Source organism: Paenibacillus lupini (assembly GCF_011761355.1).
Taxonomy (GTDB): domain Bacteria; phylum Bacillota; class Bacilli; order Paenibacillales; family Paenibacillaceae; genus Pristimantibacillus; species Pristimantibacillus lupini.
Genome location: NZ_JAASRW010000004.1, coordinates 314,214 through 336,813 on the forward strand (window position 1 = coordinate 314,214; position 22,600 = coordinate 336,813).

The following is a 22,600-nucleotide window of genomic DNA, read 5'->3' on the forward strand; positions in this document are numbered from 1 at the left end:
GCGCATATGGAGTTATTTAAATTTAAAAGCATTCAGACCAACATTGCCGCTGCTTCGGCCTGCCTTATTCTATTAACCGCTATTCTGCTAGGGGTCATTTCTTATCAATTATCGGCCTCATCCGTTCGTGAAACCGCTCAAGATTACACCGCAGAGCTGATTCGCCAAGTAAATGCTAATATTCAGACCTATATCACTAGCATGGAAAATATATCGATGCTCGCGCTCAGTAACGAAGACGTGCGTGAGCTGGTAAGTGAAGAAGGACATAGCAATACAAGCGCGGAAGAGCTCGCCCGTGAGAAGCGGATCTCGGCTTATTTTCACTCGATTATGGCCTCTCGCAAGGATATTGCTTCGATTAACGTCATCGGCTACAATGGCCGATTTGTCTCGGATCGTGAGCATGCGGAGCTCAATCCAAGCATCAGGCTGGAGGAGCAGCCATGGTATCAAAGCGCGCAAGAAGCATCCGGCCGGATCGTCGTTTCCTCCTCCCATGTTCAGCATATGTACAAGGATGAGTACGATTGGGTGGTGTCACTCAGCCGGGAGATGTGGAGCAAGGACCAGACAGAGCCGCGTGGAGTGCTGCTGGTGGACCTGAACTTCAGCGTCATCAACGATACGTTGAATAACATTGATCTAAGTAAGCGGGGATATGTGTTCATCGTTGATGAGGACGGCAATATCGTGTACCATCCGCAGCAGCAGCTCATCTACAGCAACTTGAAGTCGGAGAAAATCGATGAAGTTTTGGCCAAGGGAAGCGGCAGCTTTATGACCGATGAAGGAAAGACAAGCCGAATTTATACGATTCAGGATACCGGCTTTGGCTGGAAAATCGTCGGAGTATCCTATGCGAACGAACTGATCGGCAATAAGCGTGAGATGCAGTTATCCATGGTAGCTGCGGGTATTTTCTGTCTCATCGTTGGTTTATTACTCGCTGTCTTTATTTCCCGTAATCTGTCGCGCCCGATTAAGCAGCTGCAGGAGCATATGAAGAAGGTCGAGAAAGGGATCTTCAACATTCGGGTGCCAATCGGCAATCCAAGAGAAATTGCGTCTCTTGCCCGTACCTTTAACCTGATGGTCGTCAAGATTGAGGAGCTGATGAGCCAGGTTGTCCGTGAGCAGGAGATTAAGCGGAAGAGCGAGCTGACGGCGCTTCAGGCACAGATTAATCCGCATTTTTTGTACAATACGCTGGATTCAATTATTTGGATGGCGGAAGGGAAAAAGACCGACGAGGTTGTTCTCATGACCTCCGCCTTGGCGCGGTTATTCCGATCTTCGATCAGCAGAGGACAGGAGCTTGTCTCGATCCGGACAGAGATTGATCATGTCGCCAATTACTTGACTATTCAGAAGATCCGGTACAAGGACAAGCTGGATTTTCACATTGAGGTGGATCCGGAAATTTACCACTACCGTACGCTTAAGGTGCTGCTGCAGCCTTTGCTTGAGAATGCGATCTACCATGGCATCAAGAATAAGATTGGGACGGGCACGATTCATGTCACCGGGGGCAAAAGAGACGGCTATATCTGGTTCGAGGTCAGTGATAACGGCGTTGGCATGGAGGCAGAAGCACTCCGTTCTATATTGGAGCCAAGACGAAGCGATCGGGAAAGCAAAGGGGTCGGAGTCGTTAATGTCCATGAGCGGATTCAGCTGTATTTCGGGAAAGATTATGGCCTCTACTACAAGAGTATTCCGGATGAAGGGACAACCGTAATGGTCCGAATCGCGGCAATCGAAGGTGATGGTTATGCGGGAGGAGGGGAGCTTGGCGCATGAGTGAATACCGGCGCAGATCAGCATCAGCTGTACTTGCAACGATCCTCATACTTGCTGCCGTTTTTGGGATCTACAAGTGGGCGGTCAGCCAGAAGACGGAGAAGTCAGTAGAAATCATCGTTACGGTAAAAGCAAAAGGGCAGATGATCGACTTTTGGAAGGTGCTTATTACAGGCGTCGAGGATGCTGCCCATGAATTTGGGGCGAATGTATCGGTCATTGGCCCTCCTTCCGAGACGGAGATTGATGTTCAGATTAAGCAGCTGGAGCAGGCGATTCAAGAGAAGCCCGACGCGATTGTAATGGCAGCAACCGATTATAATCGGCTGGTCCCGATAGCCGAGCAAATCGTTAAGGCAGGCATCAAGCTAATAACAGTCGATTCGGGTATTAACAGCGACGACTCGTTAAGTTCTATCGCTACGGATAATATTGCAGCAGGGGAGAAGGCCGGGGAGGAAATGGCTAAGCTGCTGCCGAGTACGGATTCATCGAAAATCGCCATTATGAGCTTTGTCTACGGGACCTCCTCACAGATAGAGAGGGAGAAGGGTGTACGTCAATGGCTAAAGAACAATACGCAAATTGAAGTCGCTAACACGTACTACAGCGAGGGACAGCTGGACATAGCTTATAACCGGACGAAGGAGCTTTTATCTAAAGATCCAAGCATCAAAGGTATTGTTGGGCTGAACGAACCTTCAACGGTTGGCGCTGGAAAGGCAATTATGGATCTGGGCCTTAGCGGCAAAGTAAAGCTGGTTGGCTTCGACAGCTCTGTGGATGAAGTGAAACTGATCGAGGGCGGCGTGCTGCAGGCGACGATTGTGCAGAAGCCTTATAATATGGGCTATCTTAGTGTGAAGACCGCAATAGAGGCGGTACGGGGGAAGAAGATTCCGAAGCAGATCGATACGGAATCGGTCATCATAAATGAAGACAATATGTATACGGAACAAAATCAGAAGCTGCTCTTCCCCTTTGTGGGAGAGTAGCTTTTTTTTCAAACTCTAAGAATTTATAAGTTTCATCCTATAATTAGGGCTTAGAATTCTCCGGAATGAAACGCGCCTCGCTGCCAAAGTCGGCGAAGCCGTTTCACCTTGCCGAAACAGATATTTTTCAACTATTCAAATACATTATTCCATTCTGGCTTTGAGGACGCAGATTTACAATGAGCTTAGTAACAGCGGGATGGAGTGGTGTTGGTATGGATGATGTGCTCATTCAAATGGAAGACATCGATAAGCAGTTCCCCGGCGTTCAGGCTTTGAAGGATTGCCGTTTCGAATTAAGGCGGGGCGAGGTTCATGCGCTTGTTGGAGAAAATGGGGCTGGCAAGTCGACGCTGATGAAGGTGCTGACAGGGGTCTACCAGAAGGATACGGGCCGGATTTTGTACGACGGGATCGAGGTGGAGGTTCCAAATGCGAAGGCCGCGCAGAAGCTCGGAATCTCAATTATTCACCAGGAGCTCAATCTCGCTCCCGATCTGACAGTTGCCCAAAATATATTCATTGGCCGCGAGCCAAGGCGGGGACTACGGCTGTTCCTTGATGAGCAGGAGCTAAAGCGCAAAGTGGAGCGATTATTCGAACGGCTTAATATGGATCTCGATCCTAATGAATCTGTTGCAAATCTGACCGTAGCGAAGCAGCAAATGGTCGAGATCGCCAAGGCCTTATCTTATGATGCCAAGGTGCTCATTATGGATGAACCAACGGCAGCGCTCAGTGATTCAGAGATCGATGACTTGTTCATCATTATTAATCAGCTGAGGAGCAGCGGGGTTGGCATTGTTTATATTTCGCACCGGATGGATGAGCTGAAGCGAATTACCAACCGCATTACCGTCATGAGGGACGGTCGTTATATCGATACCGTTCCAACGGCAGATGTGACAAATGAGCAGATCATCGCGATGATGGTCGGACGTGAAATTTATGACAGCACAAAGCAGAATCGGATAGAGGGTACGAGTGAGACCGTTCTGGAGGTTAAGGGCCTCAGCCGTAAAGGCGCGCTACGGGATATTAACTTCAAGCTTCGTAAAGGGGAAATTATCGGATTCGCTGGTCTTATTGGAGCGGGGCGAACGGAAGTAGCAAGGGCGATTTTTGGTGCTGATCCGATAGATGCAGGTGAGATTACTGTGCGGGGACGCAAGGTTGTATTGCGACAGCCATTTGACGCTGTGCAGGCTGGTATCGGCTACTTGTCCGAAGATCGCAAGCGTTATGGCTGTATTGTGGAGATGGATGTGAAGACCAATGTCGCTGTCGCTTCGCTTAGGCAATATGCTAATCCTTTTGGCTGGGTGAACAGAGCGAGAATTGCGAAGGCGGCTGATCAGATTGTCGACATGCTGAAGGTGAAGACGCCGCATATTGACCAAGAGGTTAAGTTTCTCTCAGGCGGCAACCAGCAGAAGGTTGTCATTGGCAAATGGCTGACCAGAGACTGCGATATTCTTATTTTCGATGAACCAACACGTGGGATTGATGTAGGGGCAAAAAGCGAAATTTATAAGCTCCTGAATGATCTGGCTGCCAAAGGCAAGTCGATTATTATGATCTCTTCCGAGCTTCCGGAGATTCTTCGGATGAGCCACCGCATTATTGTCATGTGTGAGGGGCGCATCACCGGTGAATTGGATCGCGAGGAAGCGACGCAGGAGAAAATTATGCGATATGCGACTTTAAGAGCTTAAGGTAGAGATCATGCTTACGAAGTAAGAATCATAACAGATGGCATATAGCCATCTAAGGTGATAATTCTTTGGTCATGCTTACGAAGTAAGAATCATCACAGATGGCATATAGCCATCTAAGGTGATAATTCTTTTTAGGAGGATTCACAGATGAAAATGCAGCCGAAAGCCGAAATGGCCGGGGTTGGCAGTAAACAGACCGGCCTTATTCTGAAGCCGGGCGCCCTGCAACAGGTGCTTGCTTTTGCCAGCCTGATCGTCCTTATTCTCGTATTTACGTTCGCATCCAGTAACTTCTTTCAATTCTCGAATATCGTCGGCATTCTGCTCTCGACAGCCGTTACCGGCGTTCTGGCGCTAGGCTCTACTTATGTCATCATAACCGGCGGCATTGACCTGTCTGTCGGAACGGTGATGACTTTAAGTGCGGTTATGACTGGCGTGTTCATTACGTATTGGGGACTGCCTGTTCCAATTGGCATTGTTGGGGGCATCTTGACCGGTGCGATCTGCGGCCTGCTGTCCGGTGTGATGGTAGCCAAGCTTAAAATCCCGCCTTTTATCGCAACCCTTGCGATGATGATGATCGCCAAAGGTCTTGCTCTTGTTATCTCAGGCACGAAGCCAATCTACTTCAATGATGATCCCGTGTTCAGCGAAGTGTCGCAAGGTTCATTGTTTGACAAGATTATTCCGGGGTTCGCGATTCCGAATGCGGTCGTTATCTTTTTTATCGCTGCGATTATCGGAAGTGTGATCTTGTCGAAGACGATTGTTGGCCGATATAACTTTGCCCTCGGCAGCAATGAAGAAGCCACAAGGCTGTCGGGTGTTAACGTGAACTATTGGAAAATCGTCATCTACACCATTACCGGTATCTTCACCGGTCTTGCAGGTATTCTGATTGCTTCCCGCCTCAATTCCGCCCAGCCTGCGCTTGGCTCCGGTTATGAACTTGAAGCAATTGCTGCGGTTGTCATCGGGGGAACGTCACTTAGCGGCGGAAAAGGCACTATCGTAGGTACGGTCATTGGCGCTCTCATTATGAGTGTGCTGACGAACGGGCTGCGTATCTTATCTGTGCCGCAGGAATGGCAGACCGTTGTTGTTGGGATCGTCATTTTGCTTGCGGTGTATGCAGATATTCTGCGCCGCAGGAAAGCTTAGAATCGCTAGAGACTCTGGTCGTTCAGAGATTCTATAAATGAAACTATCCAAATCAAAGGGGAGATTTCGGTGAAGAAGTTTACGGCATTAGTGCTTGTTACGGCAATGGCTGTCCTGCTGCTTAGCGCATGTGGCTCGAACAATGATGCAAACAGCAAGTCGAGCGGGGGCAACGGAGGAACTAAGGCAAGCGGGGACAAAATTTATATTCCGGTTATTTCAAAAGGGTTCCAGCATCAGTTCTGGCAAGCGGTCAAATCCGGGGCAGAGAAAGCAGCAACAGAGTTCAACGTCGAAATTACGTTCGAAGGACCGGAGACAGAAGCGCAGGTCGATAAACAGATCGAAATGCTGCAAGCTGCTCTCGACAAGAAGCCTAGCGCGATTGGCTTTGCTGCACTCGACAGCCAAGCATCGATTCCTCTCCTGCAAAAAGCGAAGGACGCAGGTATTCCGGTCATTGCCTTCGACTCCGGCGTAGACAGCGACATTCCGCTGACGACGGCTTCGACAGATAACGTAGCTGCTGCAGCGCTTGCAGCTGACAAAATGGCTGAGCTGATTGGCGGATCTGGCGAGATTGGTGTCATTGTCCATGATCAGACTTCCGTAACCGGCGTTGACCGTCGTGACGGCTTCGTGAACCGGATCAAAGAGAAATATCCCGATATTAAGATTGTCGACATTCAATATGGCGGCGGCGACCACCTGAAATCGACGGATCTTGCGAAAGCGATGATGCAGGCGCATCCGAATCTGAAAGGCTTTTTTGGCTCAAATGAAGGCTCTGCAGTTGGGGTGATTAACGCGGTTACCGAGCTGAAGAAGGAAGGCCAAATTACAATAGTAGGCTTTGACTCCGGTAAAGCACAAATTGATGCAATTAAGAGCGGTGTGATGGCTGGAGCGATCACCCAAAATCCGGTTGGAATCGGATACGAAACAGTAAAAGCTGCGGTAGAGGCGATTCGCGGCGAGAAGGTCGAGTCTACGATCGATACAGGCTTCTATTACTACGACAAAACCAATATGGATAACGAAGAAATTAAAGCGGTATTATACGAATAAGAAATGGAATAGTAGATAAAAATAGCAGCCGAGTGTCATATTTACTGACGCGAAGCTGCTATTTTTCTGCCCGTTTTTTTGAAATGATCTTAGGATTGTGTTAGGCTTAAAAGAAAAGGCTGGAGGTCACGATGGCAAAAGAGCATAGAAAATTGTCTGCATTAGAGATGTTGAAAAGGGTCATTTTTATCACGATTGGTTCTGTATTAATGGGTGTAGCACTGGAATTATTCCTCGTACCTAATGATGTAATTGATGGTGGTATTACCGGTATTTCCATTATGGTATCCGAATTGACCCACTTACCCCTTGGTCTATTCATATTCCTCTTGAACATTCCATTCCTGTTCATTGGCTTTAAACAAATCGGCAAAACCTTTGCCTTTTCTACCCTTTACGGTATCGCTGTTATGTCAATTACGACTCAGCTGCTTCACCATGTAGATGCTTTTACGGAAGAAAAGCTGCTTGCCGTTCTATTTGGCGGTATTATACTTGGTGCCGGTGTTGGTCTTGCTATTCGCTTTGGCGGCTCGCTTGACGGAACGGAAATTGTTGCGATTCTTGCATCCAAGAAATTTGGTATGCCGGTCGGGCAAATCATTATGATTGTTAACGTATTCATCTTTATTCTCGCTGGATTTGTGTTTGAATGGAATTCCGCGATGTATTCGATGGTCACGTATTATTTGGCTACCAAAGTGATGGATATCGTTGTTGAAGGTATTGAAGAATCGAAATCAGTTACGATTATTTCAAGCGCTTATGAAGAAATTGCCGAGACCATTATGACACGTCTTGGACGGAGTACGACTTATATCCAAGCTAGAGGCGGTTATTCCCGCGAAGAGACGCAAATGGTCTATTGCGTAGTCAGCCGTCTGGAAGTTGCGAAGCTGAAAGCCATTGTACATGACATTGATACAAGTGCGTTTATCGCGATTGAGAATGTGGCAGACGTACAGGGCGGCGGTTTTACGAAAAAGAGTATCCACTAAGCGGCTCAAAGCTTGCTTAGCACAGCAGTGAGCCGGTCCGGGTAATCGGTAATGATGCCTGCGACTCCTGCTTGTATCAGGCGAGTCATCTCGGCCGGTTCATTGACTGTAAATACATTATAAATAACCCCTTGCTGGGCAGCTTCTGCGACCCAGTCCGGCAGTACTGCGTAATGTGAGGCATGCAGTGCGGCTGCCCCGATCGATAAAGCATATTTCCACGGGCGGTATAAGCCTTCCATATACAAAATGCCAGTTGGAATGTCAGGCGCAAGCCGTTTGCATTCGATCAGCGAGTAGTGATTGAAGCTGGAAAGTATAACCTGATCCGTCATGCCGAAGGCACGTACGGTATCGATGACTTTTTGCTCCAAACCGGGGTATTGCACGATACCGTTTTTTAACTCAATATTGACGAAGGTTTGAGTCCGCTTCGCCAGGGTAAGAAGCTGCTCGAGCGTTGGAATCCGTTCGTCCTTGAATGCAGGAGAGAACCAGCTTCCGGCATCCAGACACAGCAGCTCCTCGGACTGGACGTCAGCGACAAGCGCGTTCACACCCGTCGTCCGCTTCAGCTTCTCATCATGAATGAGTACAAGTTTACCGTCCTTTGTCATCTGGACATCTGTCTCAATCCCAGTTGCGCCAAGCGCGATCCCTCTCTCGAATGCGATCATTGTATTCTCCGGATAGTTGCCGGAAGCGCCTCGATGAGCATAATTCATTAATGTCGTCATAGTCGTTCTCCCTCTCCCATCACCATCATAAAATTGAATTAATTCCACTTTACTTTGGATTTGTTTGCTGTGTATTAATCTTCATTTATTCTTATGCTAAAATCGCGGATTGCATACCCCTAGGGGGTATGATATGATAGATCTAAGGCATACCCCCTGGAGGTATTTACGATGATTGAACAAGAGAAGACCGAGCATTGCCATCAAGAACAGCCGGAGAAAGAACGGAAGAGCCATCACTCCGATAAAATGAAATCTAATCTTGTATCTCGCCTGAATCGAATCGAAGGTCAGATTCGTGGTGTAAAGGCGATGATTGAGAAGGATACGTATTGTGATGATGTGCTTAATCAGATTGCTGCGGCGCAGTCGGCACTTAATAGTGTTGGGAAGCTTCTGCTGGAAGGTCATATGAAAAGCTGCGTGATGGAACGCATTCAGGCGGGAGAAAGTGAAGTAATCGACGAGCTGCTTGTGACAGTAAATAAATTAATGAAATAAGATCGGGAGGGATTTAAGTTATGGCAAACGTTACATTGAAGGTAGAAGGTATGTCGTGTGGACACTGTGTGAGTGCAGTTGAGAAGGCAGTTACCGGAGCAGGAGCAAGTGGTTCAGTTGATCTGGCAGCGGGCAAAGTAACTGTTCAGTATGACGATAAGAAAGTAACCCTTGAAGCGATCAAAGGTGCTATTGAAGAACAAGGGTACGATGTAGTTTAAGCTCCGAAAGCGTCTAACAGCACCTCTTAAGAAGCCTCTAAACCGCTGATTAAAGCGAGTTTGGAGGCTTCTTTGCTGATTATCAAATACCGGCTGTGGGTATATTGATAGGGACGATGGAAGGAGCGAATGAAATAATGCAACAGAAACGACATCGAAAAAATCGGCATCGCACATTACATATAGGACTTATGGCGGTTCTCTTATCCGCTGGCTATACAACGGGTAACACAGGCTGGGCGGCTTCTGCTTCTAAGGCTGATGCCTCAGCTTTAACAAGTTTTGGTCAAGTCAGCAATCGATCAACAGATAGAGAGACCGAATCCCATCACCACCATACAGAACATCACAATCAAGCTAATGAAGATGGCCAGAAGCAAGAAGCTGCTGTGGAGTGGAGCTTCTCGCCGAAGCAGCCAGTTGCTGGAGAGAGTACCCTTATTGAACTTGCTATTGCTGATGGAAATGGTCAGCCCGTTCAAAGCTTTGCGCTTAACCATGAGAAGGAGATCCATTTAATTGCTGTCAGCAGCGATTTAAGTGAGTTTCAGCATCTTCATCCGGCGGATGAAGGATCAGGTCATTTTATGGTTGAGGCTATATTCCCGAAAAGCGGAACGTACAAGCTGTTTGCTGATTTTATCCCAGCGGGTGGCGAGCATCAGGTCGCTCAGACTGAAGTTGTGGTAGGAGGTAAGACGGCTGCTGCACAGCCGCTTGTCCCTGACAAACAACTGGTTAAGACGATAGCGGGAACGCAGGTGACACTTGAAATTGAAGCGCTCCGGGCAGGACAAGAGAATACACTAACGTTCTCATTCAAGGACGCGGTTACCGGCAAGCCCGTACAGGATATGGAGCCTTATCTTGGTGCGGCCGGGCATGTCGTCATTATAAGCTCTGACATCAAGCAGTACTTACATGTTCATCCGAAGGAAGGGCAGTCAGCTGGACCGGTGGCAGCATTTGAAACAAGTTTTCCTGCACCGGGTCTCTATAAAGTATGGGGCCAATTCCAACGGCATGGCGATAACTTCATCGTTTCCTTCACTTTAAAAGTTGGGGAATAAGCATAGCAGCAGTCACCCTTGAGCAACCTAGGTCAATAATGGAAGTGAAGGGATGGTTTGTGAATCATGAACGATAAGATAATCTCGATTCTTGAAGGCAAAATTCGGCATGTGGAGAGTGAGGACGGCGAAATTTATTTGGTTGGTCCAATCAAGCTGCCGGTCAATCTTGATGAGGAAACGGTCATTTTCCATTGGTACTGCTGGCTGCTGTGCAAGGAAGAGACGGATAAGCTGGAAGATATTATTCACAAGTTGTCAGGCGCTAATCTCGCGGAAATGCAGCAGTCCAGCGTACTTGTCTATGGCGATTTCGAGCATGCGGAAGAGGCCTTTATCCGGATGCATAGCATCTGCCATACCGGCGATATCTTCGGCAGCAAGCGCTGTGACTGTGGCTATCAGCTGCATCAGTCGATGAAGATGATCGTATCGCATGGCTCGGGAGCGTTATTCTATCTGGCTAATCATGAAGGCCGCGGCATTGGCCTGTTCAGCAAAGCGATGGCGTATTTACTGCAGGAGCAGGGCTACGATACGGTAGAGGCAAACTTGAATTTGGGCTTTGTTGATGACTCACGCAACTACAGTGATGCGATCCGCGTGCTGCGTGCCTTGCGGCCACAGAACAAGCCGGTGACCCTGATTACGAACAATCCGAAAAAACTTGAGGCACTCCGTTCTGCGGGGCTTGATGTGGAGGACCGAATCCCGCTGTGGGGTGATGTTTCTGAATATAACGAGAAATATTTGCAGACCAAAATCAACCGGTCCGGCCATCTGGTCAGCGGCTGTCCGGATCAGTAGCTGTCCATCGTACATTCGTCCTATTTTACCCGTGCTATGATATAATCCATCTAAAAGCGAAGCGATGGAAGCGGGGGCGAATCGCGTGACTTGGCAATCGAATCGGGACGGGGCAATACCTGAAGTGAAAGGTGAAATGGCTCTTGAAAACTTCCGTTTAGCGTTCCAGCTGGTGGGTACGCATTGGCGGACAGTAGACAAGGGCTGGTCCTATTTCGAGCATCAGCATCCGCTATTGGAGCTGAATCTGATGCTGCAGGGGCGCCAGCTAACGAAGGTTTCAGGTGTTGAATATGTGCAGCAGGCAGGAGATTTACTGCTCATTCGTCCTGATGAGTTGCATTACAGCCGCAACGCGGCGGATGAGCCAATGTCCTATTTCGCACTGCATCTTGATGTAGATGATCCAGATTTGTATTACCTGCTCGGCCGGATTGAGCAGCACCTGTTCGAAGCAGGTTCAACGATTGTGCTGCAGCTGATGCCCCATAAACGATGAGAAAAAGAACAGTCCAGCTAGAGCCAGCGATATTCGGTACGGTCAACACGGTTATTATGATTGCGCTGGCCGTAGTTACACTCTATCCCTTCTTGAATACGCTCGCCGTATCCTTTAATGCGGGGCTAGATACGATTCGAGGCGGTATTTATATTTGGCCGAGGATATGGACTCTCAAGAACTACAAAGCGGTATTTATAACAGGGACAGTGTTTAATGCTTTCTATATTTCGGTTGCTCGTACGATAATAGCAACGCTGCTCAGCTTGTTCCTGACAATGATGCTGGCTTATACCGTCAGCCGGAAGGAATATGCCTTCCGTAAGGTGATTACGATTATTATCGTTATGACCATGTACTTCAACGCAGGTCTGATCCCGTACTACTTCTTGATCAAGGATCTTCATATGTTGAATACCTTCATGATGTACGTTGTGCCGGGTCTTGTCAGCGCATTTAATATGATCGTTATCCGTACCTATATTGGTACGTTGTCGGAAAGCTTGATCGAATCAGCAAAAGTAGACGGCGCAGGCGACTTCCGCATCTTCATGCAGGTTATTCTTCCGCTTTGCCAGCCAGTGCTTGCAACCGTGGCTTTGTTCGTAGCGGTGGGACAGTGGAATTCCTGGTTTGATACCTTCCTGTTCACGTCTTCGAAGCAGGAGCTCAGCACACTCCAGTACGAGCTGATGAAGCTTCTCTCTTCGTCGATGAACTCGAACAGCAACCCGGCTCTCCAGAATGGTGCCGACCCGAACGCGGCAAAAGCGATGGTTACACCACTCTCCATCCGCGCTGCAATCACGATCGTAGCGTCCGTACCAATCCTGGTTGTGTATCCGTTCCTTCAAAAGTACTTCGTGGTTGGTATGCAGCTTGGTAGCGTAAAAGAATAGTCGGGCATTATACGCAAACTGCGCATTCTTCCGATCGCCATTACTCGTGGAAGCCTGTAGGATAAAAAAATCAAAAGCAATAGTGGTGCAGGAATAACTCCTGTACCGCTATTGCTTTTTTAGTCTTTCTTTCAGAAAGCTTTTAGCGTTCGCCATTGCCCCTGAATTTCATCCGCTAAGCGGATAATTCGAAGAAATTCGGGGGCAACAGCGATCGGAAGGACGTTATGCCCGCGCAGCGACAACTCACCTTTAATAAATCTCTACATTATTAGGATTATTACGGCCAACTTCTTTACTTAATTCCTCGAATGATTTCACTTTTCCATGTGTAGGATGCTGCGTATGCTTGCGTTGCTTCCATGCGTTTTCTCTGCGGTTTTTTGGCGATGTCATGATAATAACCTCCCTTCCTAAGCTATAGGTTGGCGCTTTGAGCGGTGAATCATGCAGAAGAGAACGCTCCTCATAATTTAGGCGAATTAGGAAATGATAACCTGTAATAATGAACGGTGGTGACAATAGTGCCGACGAAACCGAAAGCCAGAAGTATGCCAGAGGGCCAATTGGATCATCACGCCATTGATCAATTCAAGGACGTACCTATCCGATCAACCATCGAAGAGAACAATAAAATCATGGAAGAGCTGTTTAAGGACAGCTCGGATATCGTCCTCCGTAAATTTGATATCGAAAATGGCCCCAAAGCAATGCTGTGTTACGTTGACGGTATGGTAACGACGAGTGCCGTTGATGCTGCATTGCAGGCGCTTATGATATTTGAAGGTGACGCTTTTACCATTGACCGGATTGCCGAGCAGACACTTCCGGTTACCCAAGCCTCCAAGATCCAGTTCTTTAAAGAGCTTTTAACTAACCTCTTGTCAGGTGACAGCGTTCTGTTCGTAGACGGACAGGATAACGCAGTTTGCCTGGGATTGCGAGGCGGTATACGCCGCAGTGTTGCTGAGCCTGAGACAGAGACGGTTGTTCGTGGTCCACGCGAAGGCTTTAATGAGCATCTTCGGACAAATACGTCATTAGTACGAAGTAAAATCAAGTCTCCCCGGCTAAAGATGAAATCTTTTGTGATTGGGACAGAGACCAATACCAACGTCATTCTTGCCTATATGGCCGGAATTGTGAATCCGAAATTAGTCGAAGAAGCGGAGAAGCGTTTAAGCAGAATCAAGATCGACGGTGTGTTGGAGAGCGGATATATTGAAGAATTTATCCAGGATCAAGGTTACTCACCTTTCCCTCAAGTACAGACAACAGAACGACCGGATACGGTTGCAGCCGCTCTATTAGAGGGACGAGTTGCGATAATGGTCGATGGAACGCCGTTTGCCTTAATCGCTCCTTTTGGCTTTTGGCAGTGGCTGCAGGCCAGTGAGGATTACTATGAGCGGTTCATGGTATCCACTTTATTGAGGTGGCTCAGAATGGCAAGCTTGTTTGCTGCCTTACTGTCCCCAGCATTATATATCGCGGTCTCGACTTTTCATCCGGAAATGATTCCAACAAACCTATTGCTTAGTATCGCAGCATCACGTGAAGCGATCCCTTTCCCAGCCGTTGTAGAGGCACTCATTATGGAGATTGCCTTCGAAGCTTTGAGGGAAGCGGGCGTCCGGCTCCCTCGAACTGTCGGTCAAGCAGTCAGTATTTTGGGAGCACTGGTTGTTGGTCAAGCTGCGGTACAAGCAGGGATCGTGTCAGCTGCAATGGTTATTGTCGTATCGATGACGGGGATTGCTTCCTTTACCCTTCCACGTTATAACGCGGCTATCTCCATTCGGATGCTGCGTTTTCCATTAATGCTGCTTGCCTCCGTTTTTGGCCTGCTTGGCATTATGATTGGCGTGATGGTTATAGTTGGTCACTTGGCGAAGCTCACAACATTTGGGGTTCCTTACCTTGCGCCAGTAACACCGGTTGATGTTTCAGATTTGAAAGATGTCCTGGTGCGTGCTCCATGGTGGAAGATGAGAAAACGTCCGAAATATTTGGGGACAGATAATATTAGGCGCCAAGATCCACAGCAATAACAGTAGAGGAGGAGAGTCCTGTCTATGAAGATGAAGATAATCAGAATAATGCGCAAGTCTTTAATAGGAATTGTCCTTCTAGGCATGCTCCTCCTGCTGTCGAGCTGTTGGGATCGGCGTGAAATTAATGACGTGGCGTTCGTACTGGCCAGCGCAATTGATAAAGAAGGCGATAATATTCGAGTGAGTGTTCTTATTCCACTTCCCGGGAATATGGGGGGCACCGGCTCCGGCGGAGGTGGAGGCTCTGGCGGGCAAAAGCCATTCGCGATCAAGACAGATACGGGGAAAACCGTCCGTGAAGCAGTATCGAAACTCCAATTCCGCCTGCCTAGGCATTTATTCTTTGGGCATCGTCGGGTCATTATTATTGGGGAGGATCTGGCGAAGCAAGAAGGGATATTGACAATGATTGATGCCGTAACCCGTACACCCGAGAACCGGTTAACCGCCTTTATCGCGATCTCCGAAGGCAAAGCGGTGGATCTCCTTAATGCAGATACACGTCTCGAACGTTTTTCAGCGGAGTCCATGAGGGAACTGCTTCAATCGGATGCAAGTGTTCGTGTTTCGTTAAAGGATGTCATCAGCAAGGTTATTGCTGTCGGAAATGATGCATTCTTTCCTTATATGGAGAAGGTGAAGACGAAAATCAAAGGTCAGGAAGCGGAAGATATTTTGATTGAGGGCTTTGCCTTGACCCATGACGGCAAGATGAAAGGTGTACTCAATGGCAATGCAGCTATTGGTCTGAGACTTCTGAATCACCAATTCCGCAGCTACGACGAGACGTTTAACGATGAAGGGAATTACCTTACTATAGCGATTAATCAGGCTGATGTCAGTATCAAGCCTGTGATGACGAACGGGACGTTGTCTTTCCGAATTCATTCGACAGTGAAAGCAAGTGTAAATGAAGATCGCAATTTAGATCGGAATTATGATGACTATAAGCAGCGCAGGCAGATTGAGCTGATCGTGCAGCAACGGGTCATTGATAATATAAAGCTCGCTATTGCGAACATGCAACGTGCAAATAGTGATGCAATCGGTTTTGGTCTGTATGTGCATCGTGCCTTTCCACAGCTATGGACCAAGCAATATCGTGATGAGTGGGAGACGATTTTCAGAGAGACCAAGTTTGAAGTTACAGCGACAGCGAATTTGTTCCGACTAGGCATGAGCGGTGAGAACCTGGGAAGGAAGGATCAGTAGGATGGATATTGGTTTTATCGTATTTGTGATCGTTCTATTGATCGGTACCGCTGTGGTTAAATGGAAAAACATGAAAAATTTATCCAGCAAGATGATGTTTTTCACCATCGTCGGTTTGATTGTAATACTGATCATCATCTGCATCAAACATAAAGCGTACTCCATCATGAGTGTGTCCGTCATACGGAATATGGTGATGGGCTTGTATGATTTGATGAAAGAATAGGGGAGCTAATATGCAAGATCGTATGAAAGTAACCGCGCTGCAGATGTCGCTGCTCGTCGCATCGTTGCTTATTGCTTCAAATATGATTACGATGCCAACGGCGTTAACGATGGCGGCTCAACAAGATGCATGGTATGCTTATTTGTTTTCGATCCCATACGGGATCGGAATGGCTTATATCATGTGGAGATTGGTACGCTCCAGCCCGGAGAAAAACATGTATGAAATCATGCAGCAATCCTTGGGTAAGTGGTTTGGAGGATTGATGAACGGGGTATTAATTGCGTATTTGTCTATGGATTTGATCACACAGCTTCGCATCTATAGTGATTTTTTTAGTTCCTCCATCTTACTGCGAACGCCGCAGATTTACATCCTGCTGATGACGATGCTGCTGCTGGCCTATTATGCAGGGGGCTCCATGGAGCATTTGTTCAGGACAAATGTTGTGTTTATAACCTTATTCATAGGGTTCTACACGCTGACTCCCATATTTCTGCTTAATGAAATTGATTTGAATAAGCTTCAGCCATCCCTTAGTAATGGTGTTATTCAACCGTTAAAGGGAGGATTTTTAGCCATTGGCTCTTTTACGGATCTTATTGTGTTTGGTGCGTTTCTTCACCATGTGAGAAAGCCTCGAGACATTTATATCGCGATGAAAACAGGTGTTATATACTCCGCGTTTATGCTTACCATCTGGTTATTCTGTGTTGTCAGTGTCGTCAGCCCGATCCTTTCTACACGGCTCATCTATATTGGCTGGATTCTCGTTCAGCAGATTCATGTGACAGACTTTTTGGATAGAATTGATTTGTTTCTAATCAGTTTGTATGTTCCGATCCTCCTCATCAAATTTGCTGCGGTGTACATTGCTATTTTGACGGGGATTGCTTCTTATACGAAACAAAAAAAGTTCGACTTTATTAATCTGCCGGTAGGGATTGTAGTTACCATCCTGGCATCAATAACGTTCAATAACACAGATGAAGTTTCACAGTTTTACGCCTTTGGTATTACGCCAATCTCGATTTGTGTTCAGTTCATATTCCTTGCGGGCTTATTTATTGGTCTAGGGATTAAGAAGAGAAAAAGTCAGCCAGCTGACCTCAAAGTAAACGGTTCAGGGATCGGGGTATGGCTGATGCTGGCCGGGGGAGCAGCGGCTATTATTGCTGGTGCTACGGTTGGCAATCAGCATGGTTATTACGGTCTGACTAGTGCTTGTCTATTCGTCTGCTTCCTGCTGGTATGTGTGTATTTCAGTATGAGGGAGTTTGCTAAAGCAATAGGGAAAAGGACATAGACATGGATAACGGCACCCGAGAATCGGGTGCCGTTGGTTTGTGTAACGTATATTTAACCTCAGCGGTAGTATGTACTGACCGCAGGTTCATATCCCTTGTTAATTGCAACAAGATTAATGTGAGATGATTATCTTGCGCATACTTTGGGTTGCTTTGTGTAACGGACAAAGCAGCTTGTAAGCATACTTTAAAACAACGAAAGCCCTGCCTCTCTTCCGTCCTTGCGGCTCCTAGACCGCGCCAGTGTGAATCAAAGTTCTTACTGTACGTAAGGATTTGGAATTAACAGAAAAGAAAAATCTTATTCGAGGAAATCTTGAATTTTTCTGTTTTGGAGGGATATACAGGGGTTAAATATAACACAACTTTTATAGTATATATCGATCAGCCAGAAAAAGCAAGGAAAATACAAAAATTGTTAGGTCCACTTTGCGGCCCAAAGCTTCATTTGCTTCAAGATATGATGGAGATCCTCACCCTTAGGTGTTAGGGTGTATTCTACTGTAACGGGAACAGTCGCGAATACGTGTCGCTCAAGCACTCCTTTTTCCTCCAAATGGCGAAGGGTACTAGTGAGCGCTCGTGGACTAACAGCCGGAATTAGACGCTGCAGTTCGCCAAATCTCCTTGTGCCGCAGAACAGCTCTCTGATTACGAGAAAAGCCCATTTTCCTCCGATAACGTCCAGCGTTTTCTCAATATTGCATTCAATGGTGACAGGTTCTTTTGGTACGTAATTATCAGCATGCATGTTCATTCAAGCCCCTTTCTTACATAAGGATATGTAACTACATTTAGTATAGTATATATATTAGAAATAATAAATTAAAAAAACATTCACTACTTTAAAAAAGATACGGACTGTCATACACTAAGCCTTGAAAGATACTAGGCGGAGGGATGAACAGACGATGAAATATAGAAGACTTGGGAACAGCGGCCTTAAAGTAAGTGAGATCGGACTAGGCAGCTGGCTCACATACGGAGATGCGACGGAGAAGGAGACGGCAGGACAATGTATCCGGCTTGCTTATGAGAGCGGTATCAATTTCTTTGATACGGCTAATGCCTACAATCGTGGAGAAGCTGAGAAGGTCATGGGGGATGCGCTAAAGGATTATCGTCGCAGCAGCTACGTGCTTGCTACCAAAGTATATTTCCCTATGGATGCAGGACCCAATGACCGTGGACTATCCCGTAAGCACGTAATCGAGCAATGTGATGCAAGTCTGAAGAGACTTGGTACTGATTACATCGATTTGTATCAATGCCATCGTTATGATCCGGAAACACCTGTCGAAGAAACGCTGCGTGCTTTAGATGATCTTGCTGCTTCTGGCAAAATTCTATATGCGGGTATTAGCGAATGGACAGGCGCTCAAATTACGGACGCTGTCGGAATTGGCAAACGGCTTGGCCTTCGTCCGCTTGTGTCTAACCAGCCTATTTACAATATGATTGAGCGTTACATTGAGAAAGAAGTATTGCCAGTGAGTGAACGTGAAGGATTAGGTCAGGTTGTGTTCTCTCCACTTGCGCAGGGCGTATTGACGGGGAAATACAAACCGGGTCAAGCAGCTCCTTCGGATAGCCGTGCAGCCAATAAACAGACGAACTTTGTTATTAACAGCTATATGCGTGATGATGTCCTGACTTGTGTGCAGCAGCTGGAGCAGCTCGCAGCAGAAATCGGAGCGACGTTGTCGCAATTTGCGCTTGCTTGGGTGCTTCGTCAGCCTGGAGTAAGCTCGGCTATTATTGGTTCGAGTCGTCCTTCACAAATCGAGGAAAATTTGAAGGCTGTTGATCTCACTTTAACGTCTGATATTCTTGCGCGTGCAGATGCGATTTTGTCCGAGATTAACGGCTTTGCTCCACTTCGTTAAGAGTCAATCATATTATTTCATTCCTTCATTTAAATAAGGTATGATGGGTTCAATGAAGGGATGGAACGTATGAAGCTGTATTTGCTTAGAGGTTATAACTTCTTTTATTTCTCGATGTTCGCGATGTTCTTGTCCTTCCTTCCGTTGTACTTCGCGGCGAAAGGCATTTCGGCATCAGAGATCGGAATGATATTAGGTACGGGCAGCATTATCGGCGTAATCTCCCAGCCGTTATGGGGGATGATCAGCGATAAATATAAAACGATAAAAGTTGTTCTGCTGATCCTGCTGACCGCATCCATTGGTCTAGGCATTTTGTTATTCTCGGTTTCGCTCCTGTCTGCGGCTTTTGTTTTGACTGCTGCTATGTACTTTTTCTTAATGCCTGCTGATCCTTTGACGGAGAGCATGAATTTTCGTCTCGCGGAAAAGAGTGGGGTAAGCTTCGGTTCAATCCGCATGTATGGAGCACTAGGCTATGCCGTTGCTTCCTATATAATTGGTTACGTTGGTGACCAGTACGGCATGGACAGCTTCGTGTATTTGTATGCTGCTTATGGAGTCATTACGTTGGTATTGTGTATTTCGTTACCAGAAACACCTGCAGCAGGGAAGCCAGTTGCTTGGCGTGATATGCTGCCCTTTTTCCGGGACAAGCGTACGGTACAGTTTCTACTGCTCGTCTTGTTAATTGCGATCCCGCATCGGATGAATGACAGCTATGTTGGCCTGTATGTTCAAAGCCTTGGCGGAGGAGTAGGGATGGTGGGGCTGGCCTGGTTTATTATGACCCTGGCTGAGGTGGTCTTCTTTGCTCTGATCCATCGGTTTATCAAACCGGGCAAAGAGCTCCAGGTCATCTCGCTTGCCGCAGGTGTTTACGTCATTCGGTTTGCGCTGTCGGCCTGGTGGGATGATCCGGTAGCTATAGTGTGGCTTCAACTGCTGCAAGGGTTATCATTCGTCTTGTTCTATGCTGCATCTATTCAATATCTATATACCTTAATCCCTGAGCAATGGAAAGCAACCGGACAAACGATACTCGCCATGCTGCTGTTTGGCATATCAAGTATTATATCTTCTACAGTTGGCGGCTGGCTGTTTGATTGGATAGGGGGACCCGCGCTTTATGTATGCATGTCAGTCTTATCCTTCATTGGGGTATGCAGCGGATTACTTATACAAAACAATCAAAAAAGGATCAGGGCGACCTAATGGCGACCTGATCCTTTTTTTTCACTATATTAATAGGAAGAGATTTTTTCGTTTAAGCTTGAGCGGATTAATTTGTCGGGATAATGGACTGTCCGCCACGGTGCTTGGCACGCATATTTTCGTAATCTTTAATTTGCTGCGGCATAATATTACCTCCAGCGAACTGGTACTTCACCAAGGTGTTAAAGTCTTGAAGCCATGGGGTTAGAGAATGATTCATCCAAGCCTGCTTGGCGTATTCATTAAGTTCATTTACAAAATCCATATTTGCGGAGATATGCACTTCTTGAACAGCAGGTGCAAGCTCCCTTACTTTTACGGCTACGGTCTGTTTAAGCTCATCGGACAGCATGCTGTGATCATTAACAGTAAATAAGGAGTTATACGGACTAACCAGCTGGCGATTATCCCAACGCTGGCTGCCTGTATCATGGTTGTATACGCCTTCGCTTGAACCACTTCGATTCTGCTCGTCAGTATGGCCTGTACTTTTGGTCCCAACAGCGGTCCAGTCAAGCGCAAGGCCAACATAAGCATTCTTGTCGGTCAGCATGACAATTGATGAGCCAACGCCGCCAAGCTTAGATACTTCATTAGAAAGTGTGTTGCTGTATTCGAAAAAGGTGTTGTCATGCTGATACGGGTTGTTTGCGGAAGAGGTACCATACATCTTACTGCCATGCATTTTGGCATCACCGGCTTTACGGCTGCCATAATCATGGTCACTGCTTTGGATTTGCTTCTCATAGCCACACGCTGCAGTCATGCTAATTAGTAAACAAGAAATCAATAATCCGGCCACTCGTTTGTTCAAGACAAATCAGCCTCCATTCGGGCGGTTATAGGAATAGGTTCTGTAGGGAACGATGAAATATACGCTTCAACCTCCATACATAATTGACCATGGGTTTGGTGCACAATGTAGGGTAGGGAAACGGTGTAAGAAAATGCTTTGTCAAACCCGCGAAGCCATGAAAATACGGGCTTTTTGACAGCTTTGAGAACAATTTGTGAACTCTCTGTGGAACATTGACAAATAAGTACAGCAACTTTATATTTAATAAAGTGATTTAGTTCCAGTAGTTGTCATAACATCTGTGAAACACGCAGTTTGCCGCATTATTCCTTAAATGATAGCATCTGCGAAAACGTCAAAAGTGGGGTTGATTATTGATGAATCGGTGGCAGTTTTTTAGAAAGCTTGCGCCGCTTCTGGCCTTGATGGTGCTCGTGCTGTCGGCATGCGGACGGAGTGACCTGTCCACGCTGAGGCCCCAAGGTCCTGTAGCGGAAGAGCAATTCGGACTGATGAAGCTGGCGATCTCGATCATGTTAATCGTGATTGTTGTCGTGTTTGCGATTTCTTTCTATGTAATTATTCGTTTCCGCAGACGTCCTGGCGACAAGACGATTCCGAAGCAAGTAGAAGGTAACCATAAGCTGGAGATTATTTGGACAGTTATTCCGATTATCCTCTTGATTATCCTTGGTGTACCAACTATTCAATCGGTATTTAACCTCTCAAAGGATCACACAAAAGATCCGGATGCGGTTAAGGTTGTCGTTACGGCTCACCAATATTGGTGGGAATTCGAGTATCCTGAACTCGGTATTAAGACTGCGCAGGAATTGGTTATTCCTAAAGGCAAGACAATTTCCATTGAAGCGAAATCAGCAGACGTTCTTCACTCGTTCTGGATTCCGTCTCTTGCCGGTAAAATCGATGCTAACCCAGGAGCAAACGTTAACATTATGTACTTCTCGGCTCCAAAAGAAGGCGTTTACTTAGGTAAATGTGCTGAGCTTTGCGGACCTTCGCATGGCCTTATGGACTTTAAAGTAAAATCGGTGGACGAGTCTTCGTTCGACCGTTGGACTGCAGCATTGCAGGCTCCGACTGCGCTTCCAAGCGACCCAGCTATTAAAGAAGCCTTTGTCAGCAAATGTTTGACTTGCCACGCTGTAGGCGATCAAGGCGGTCCTGCATTCCCTAACCTGACAGGTGTTGGTAGCCGTGAGACTGTCGGCGGTATCCTCGTTAACACTGATGATCCGAAATATTCCAATGAAGGTTCGACTTATGACAACCTGCATCGTTGGATAGAAGATCCGTCGGCTGTAAAACCTGGCACACTTATGCCTAAGGTTGACTTAACACAACAAGAGCTTGACGGAATTTCGAAATATTTATCGGAACTTAAACTCGACTACGAACAATAA

At 46.8% G+C, this 22,600-nt stretch carries 23 protein-coding genes; 19 read left to right on the forward strand and 4 right to left on the reverse strand.

The window, feature by feature from the left end:
- Positions 1 to 6: 6 nt before the first annotated feature.
- The 6 genes from FHS17_RS14895 (at position 7) to FHS17_RS14920 (ending at position 7,746) form a co-directional block, all read left to right on the forward strand.
- Positions 7 to 1,803, forward strand: a complete 1,797-nt coding sequence (locus FHS17_RS14895) for a cache domain-containing sensor histidine kinase (protein ID WP_167279196.1) — start codon at positions 7 to 9, stop codon at positions 1,801 to 1,803.
- Positions 1,800 to 2,798 (forward strand): substrate-binding domain-containing protein, encoded by a 999-nt coding sequence (locus tag FHS17_RS14900; RefSeq protein WP_167279197.1) that lies wholly within the window; start codon positions 1,800 to 1,802, stop codon positions 2,796 to 2,798. Before FHS17_RS14895 ends, FHS17_RS14900 begins: the two co-directional genes overlap by 4 nt.
- A gap of 215 nt (positions 2,799 to 3,013) precedes the next feature.
- Positions 3,014 to 4,513, forward strand: a complete 1,500-nt coding sequence (locus tag FHS17_RS14905; RefSeq protein ID WP_167279515.1) for a sugar ABC transporter ATP-binding protein — start codon at positions 3,014 to 3,016, stop codon at positions 4,511 to 4,513.
- A 174-nt stretch (positions 4,514 to 4,687) separates the two neighbouring features.
- Positions 4,688 to 5,680: an ABC transporter permease gene (locus FHS17_RS14910; protein WP_167279516.1), complete on the forward strand. Its 993-nt coding sequence runs from the start codon at positions 4,688 to 4,690 to the stop codon at positions 5,678 to 5,680.
- Between the two features lie 69 nt (positions 5,681 to 5,749).
- On the forward strand, positions 5,750 to 6,748 hold the full coding sequence (locus FHS17_RS14915) for an ABC transporter substrate-binding protein (RefSeq protein ID WP_167279198.1): 999 nt from the start codon (positions 5,750 to 5,752) through the stop codon (positions 6,746 to 6,748).
- 131 nt (positions 6,749 to 6,879) lie between these two features.
- Positions 6,880 to 7,746, forward strand: a complete 867-nt coding sequence (locus tag FHS17_RS14920) for a YitT family protein (RefSeq protein WP_167279199.1) — start codon at positions 6,880 to 6,882, stop codon at positions 7,744 to 7,746.
- 5 nt (positions 7,747 to 7,751) lie between these two features.
- Here the strand turns inward: FHS17_RS14920 and FHS17_RS14925 are convergent, their stop codons facing one another.
- Positions 7,752 to 8,483, reverse strand: coding sequence for a glycerophosphodiester phosphodiesterase (locus FHS17_RS14925; protein WP_167279200.1), 732 nt, complete (start codon positions 8,481 to 8,483; stop codon positions 7,752 to 7,754).
- Between the two features lie 171 nt (positions 8,484 to 8,654).
- On the opposite strand from FHS17_RS14925, the gene FHS17_RS14930 reads away from it, so the two are divergent.
- The 6 genes from FHS17_RS14930 to FHS17_RS14955 all read left to right on the forward strand — a co-directional run bounded on the left by FHS17_RS14930 (position 8,655) and on the right by FHS17_RS14955 (position 12,480).
- On the forward strand, positions 8,655 to 8,984 hold the full coding sequence (locus FHS17_RS14930; protein WP_167279201.1) for a metal-sensitive transcriptional regulator: 330 nt from the start codon (positions 8,655 to 8,657) through the stop codon (positions 8,982 to 8,984).
- Between the two features lie 20 nt (positions 8,985 to 9,004).
- Positions 9,005 to 9,205 carry a copper ion binding protein gene (locus FHS17_RS14935; protein WP_167279202.1) on the forward strand — a complete coding sequence of 67 codons (201 nt, stop codon included), beginning with the start codon at positions 9,005 to 9,007 and terminating at the stop codon, positions 9,203 to 9,205.
- A 137-nt stretch (positions 9,206 to 9,342) separates the two neighbouring features.
- A complete protein-coding gene (locus FHS17_RS14940) occupies positions 9,343 to 10,275 on the forward strand; it encodes a hypothetical protein (RefSeq protein ID WP_167279203.1) in 933 nt (310 codons plus the stop codon).
- Positions 10,276 to 10,341: 66 nt separating this feature from the next.
- Positions 10,342 to 11,082, forward strand: coding sequence for a GTP cyclohydrolase II (locus tag FHS17_RS14945; protein WP_167279204.1), 741 nt, complete (start codon positions 10,342 to 10,344; stop codon positions 11,080 to 11,082).
- An 85-nt stretch (positions 11,083 to 11,167) separates the two neighbouring features.
- Complete coding sequence (locus FHS17_RS30590; RefSeq protein WP_167279205.1) at positions 11,168 to 11,581, forward strand: AraC family ligand binding domain-containing protein; 414 nt, start codon at positions 11,168 to 11,170, stop codon at positions 11,579 to 11,581.
- Positions 11,578 to 12,480, forward strand: a complete 903-nt coding sequence (locus tag FHS17_RS14955; protein ID WP_167279206.1) for a carbohydrate ABC transporter permease — start codon at positions 11,578 to 11,580, stop codon at positions 12,478 to 12,480. The genes FHS17_RS30590 and FHS17_RS14955 overlap by 4 nt, the downstream gene beginning before the upstream one ends.
- 252 nt (positions 12,481 to 12,732) lie before the next feature.
- Here FHS17_RS14955 and FHS17_RS14960 read toward each other — a convergent pair whose 3' ends face one another.
- Entirely contained in the window at positions 12,733 to 12,876 is a 144-nt protein-coding gene (locus FHS17_RS14960) for a DUF6254 family protein (protein ID WP_167279207.1), read from the reverse strand.
- Positions 12,877 to 13,004: 128 nt separating this feature from the next.
- Here FHS17_RS14960 and FHS17_RS14965 point away from each other — a divergent pair, with 128 nt between their 5' ends.
- The 4 genes from FHS17_RS14965 to FHS17_RS14980 are packed head-to-tail and all read left to right on the forward strand — an operon-like array spanning position 13,005 to position 17,278.
- Positions 13,005 to 14,531, forward strand: a complete 1,527-nt coding sequence (locus FHS17_RS14965) for a spore germination protein (protein WP_167279208.1) — start codon at positions 13,005 to 13,007, stop codon at positions 14,529 to 14,531.
- 24 nt (positions 14,532 to 14,555) lie between these two features.
- Positions 14,556 to 15,746 (forward strand): Ger(x)C family spore germination protein, encoded by a 1,191-nt coding sequence (locus tag FHS17_RS14970; protein WP_243865364.1) that lies wholly within the window; start codon positions 14,556 to 14,558, stop codon positions 15,744 to 15,746.
- Position 15,747: 1 nt separating this feature from the next.
- The gene (locus FHS17_RS14975) at positions 15,748 to 15,972 is read left to right on the forward strand and encodes a hypothetical protein (protein WP_167279209.1); all 225 of its coding nucleotides are present in this window, start codon (positions 15,748 to 15,750) and stop codon (positions 15,970 to 15,972) included.
- 10 nt (positions 15,973 to 15,982) lie between these two features.
- Positions 15,983 to 17,278: a GerAB/ArcD/ProY family transporter gene (locus FHS17_RS14980; protein WP_167279210.1), complete on the forward strand. Its 1,296-nt coding sequence runs from the start codon at positions 15,983 to 15,985 to the stop codon at positions 17,276 to 17,278.
- Between the two features lie 419 nt (positions 17,279 to 17,697).
- Here FHS17_RS14980 and FHS17_RS14985 read toward each other — a convergent pair whose 3' ends face one another.
- A complete protein-coding gene (locus FHS17_RS14985; RefSeq protein WP_167279211.1) occupies positions 17,698 to 18,036 on the reverse strand; it encodes a winged helix-turn-helix transcriptional regulator in 339 nt (112 codons plus the stop codon).
- 154 nt (positions 18,037 to 18,190) lie between these two features.
- Here FHS17_RS14985 and FHS17_RS14990 point away from each other — a divergent pair, with 154 nt between their 5' ends.
- Positions 18,191 to 19,165 carry an aldo/keto reductase family protein gene (locus FHS17_RS14990; RefSeq protein ID WP_167279212.1) on the forward strand — a complete coding sequence of 325 codons (975 nt, stop codon included), beginning with the start codon at positions 18,191 to 18,193 and terminating at the stop codon, positions 19,163 to 19,165.
- A 69-nt stretch (positions 19,166 to 19,234) separates the two neighbouring features.
- A complete protein-coding gene (locus tag FHS17_RS14995; protein ID WP_167279213.1) occupies positions 19,235 to 20,380 on the forward strand; it encodes an MFS transporter in 1,146 nt (381 codons plus the stop codon).
- Positions 20,381 to 20,447: 67 nt separating this feature from the next.
- On the opposite strand, the gene FHS17_RS15000 is transcribed toward FHS17_RS14995, so the two are convergent.
- A complete protein-coding gene (locus FHS17_RS15000) occupies positions 20,448 to 21,194 on the reverse strand; it encodes a hypothetical protein (RefSeq protein WP_167279214.1) in 747 nt (248 codons plus the stop codon).
- A gap of 359 nt (positions 21,195 to 21,553) precedes the next feature.
- On the opposite strand from FHS17_RS15000, the gene coxB reads away from it, so the two are divergent.
- A complete protein-coding gene (coxB, locus tag FHS17_RS15005) occupies positions 21,554 to 22,600 on the forward strand; it encodes a cytochrome c oxidase subunit II (RefSeq protein WP_415639823.1) in 1,047 nt (348 codons plus the stop codon).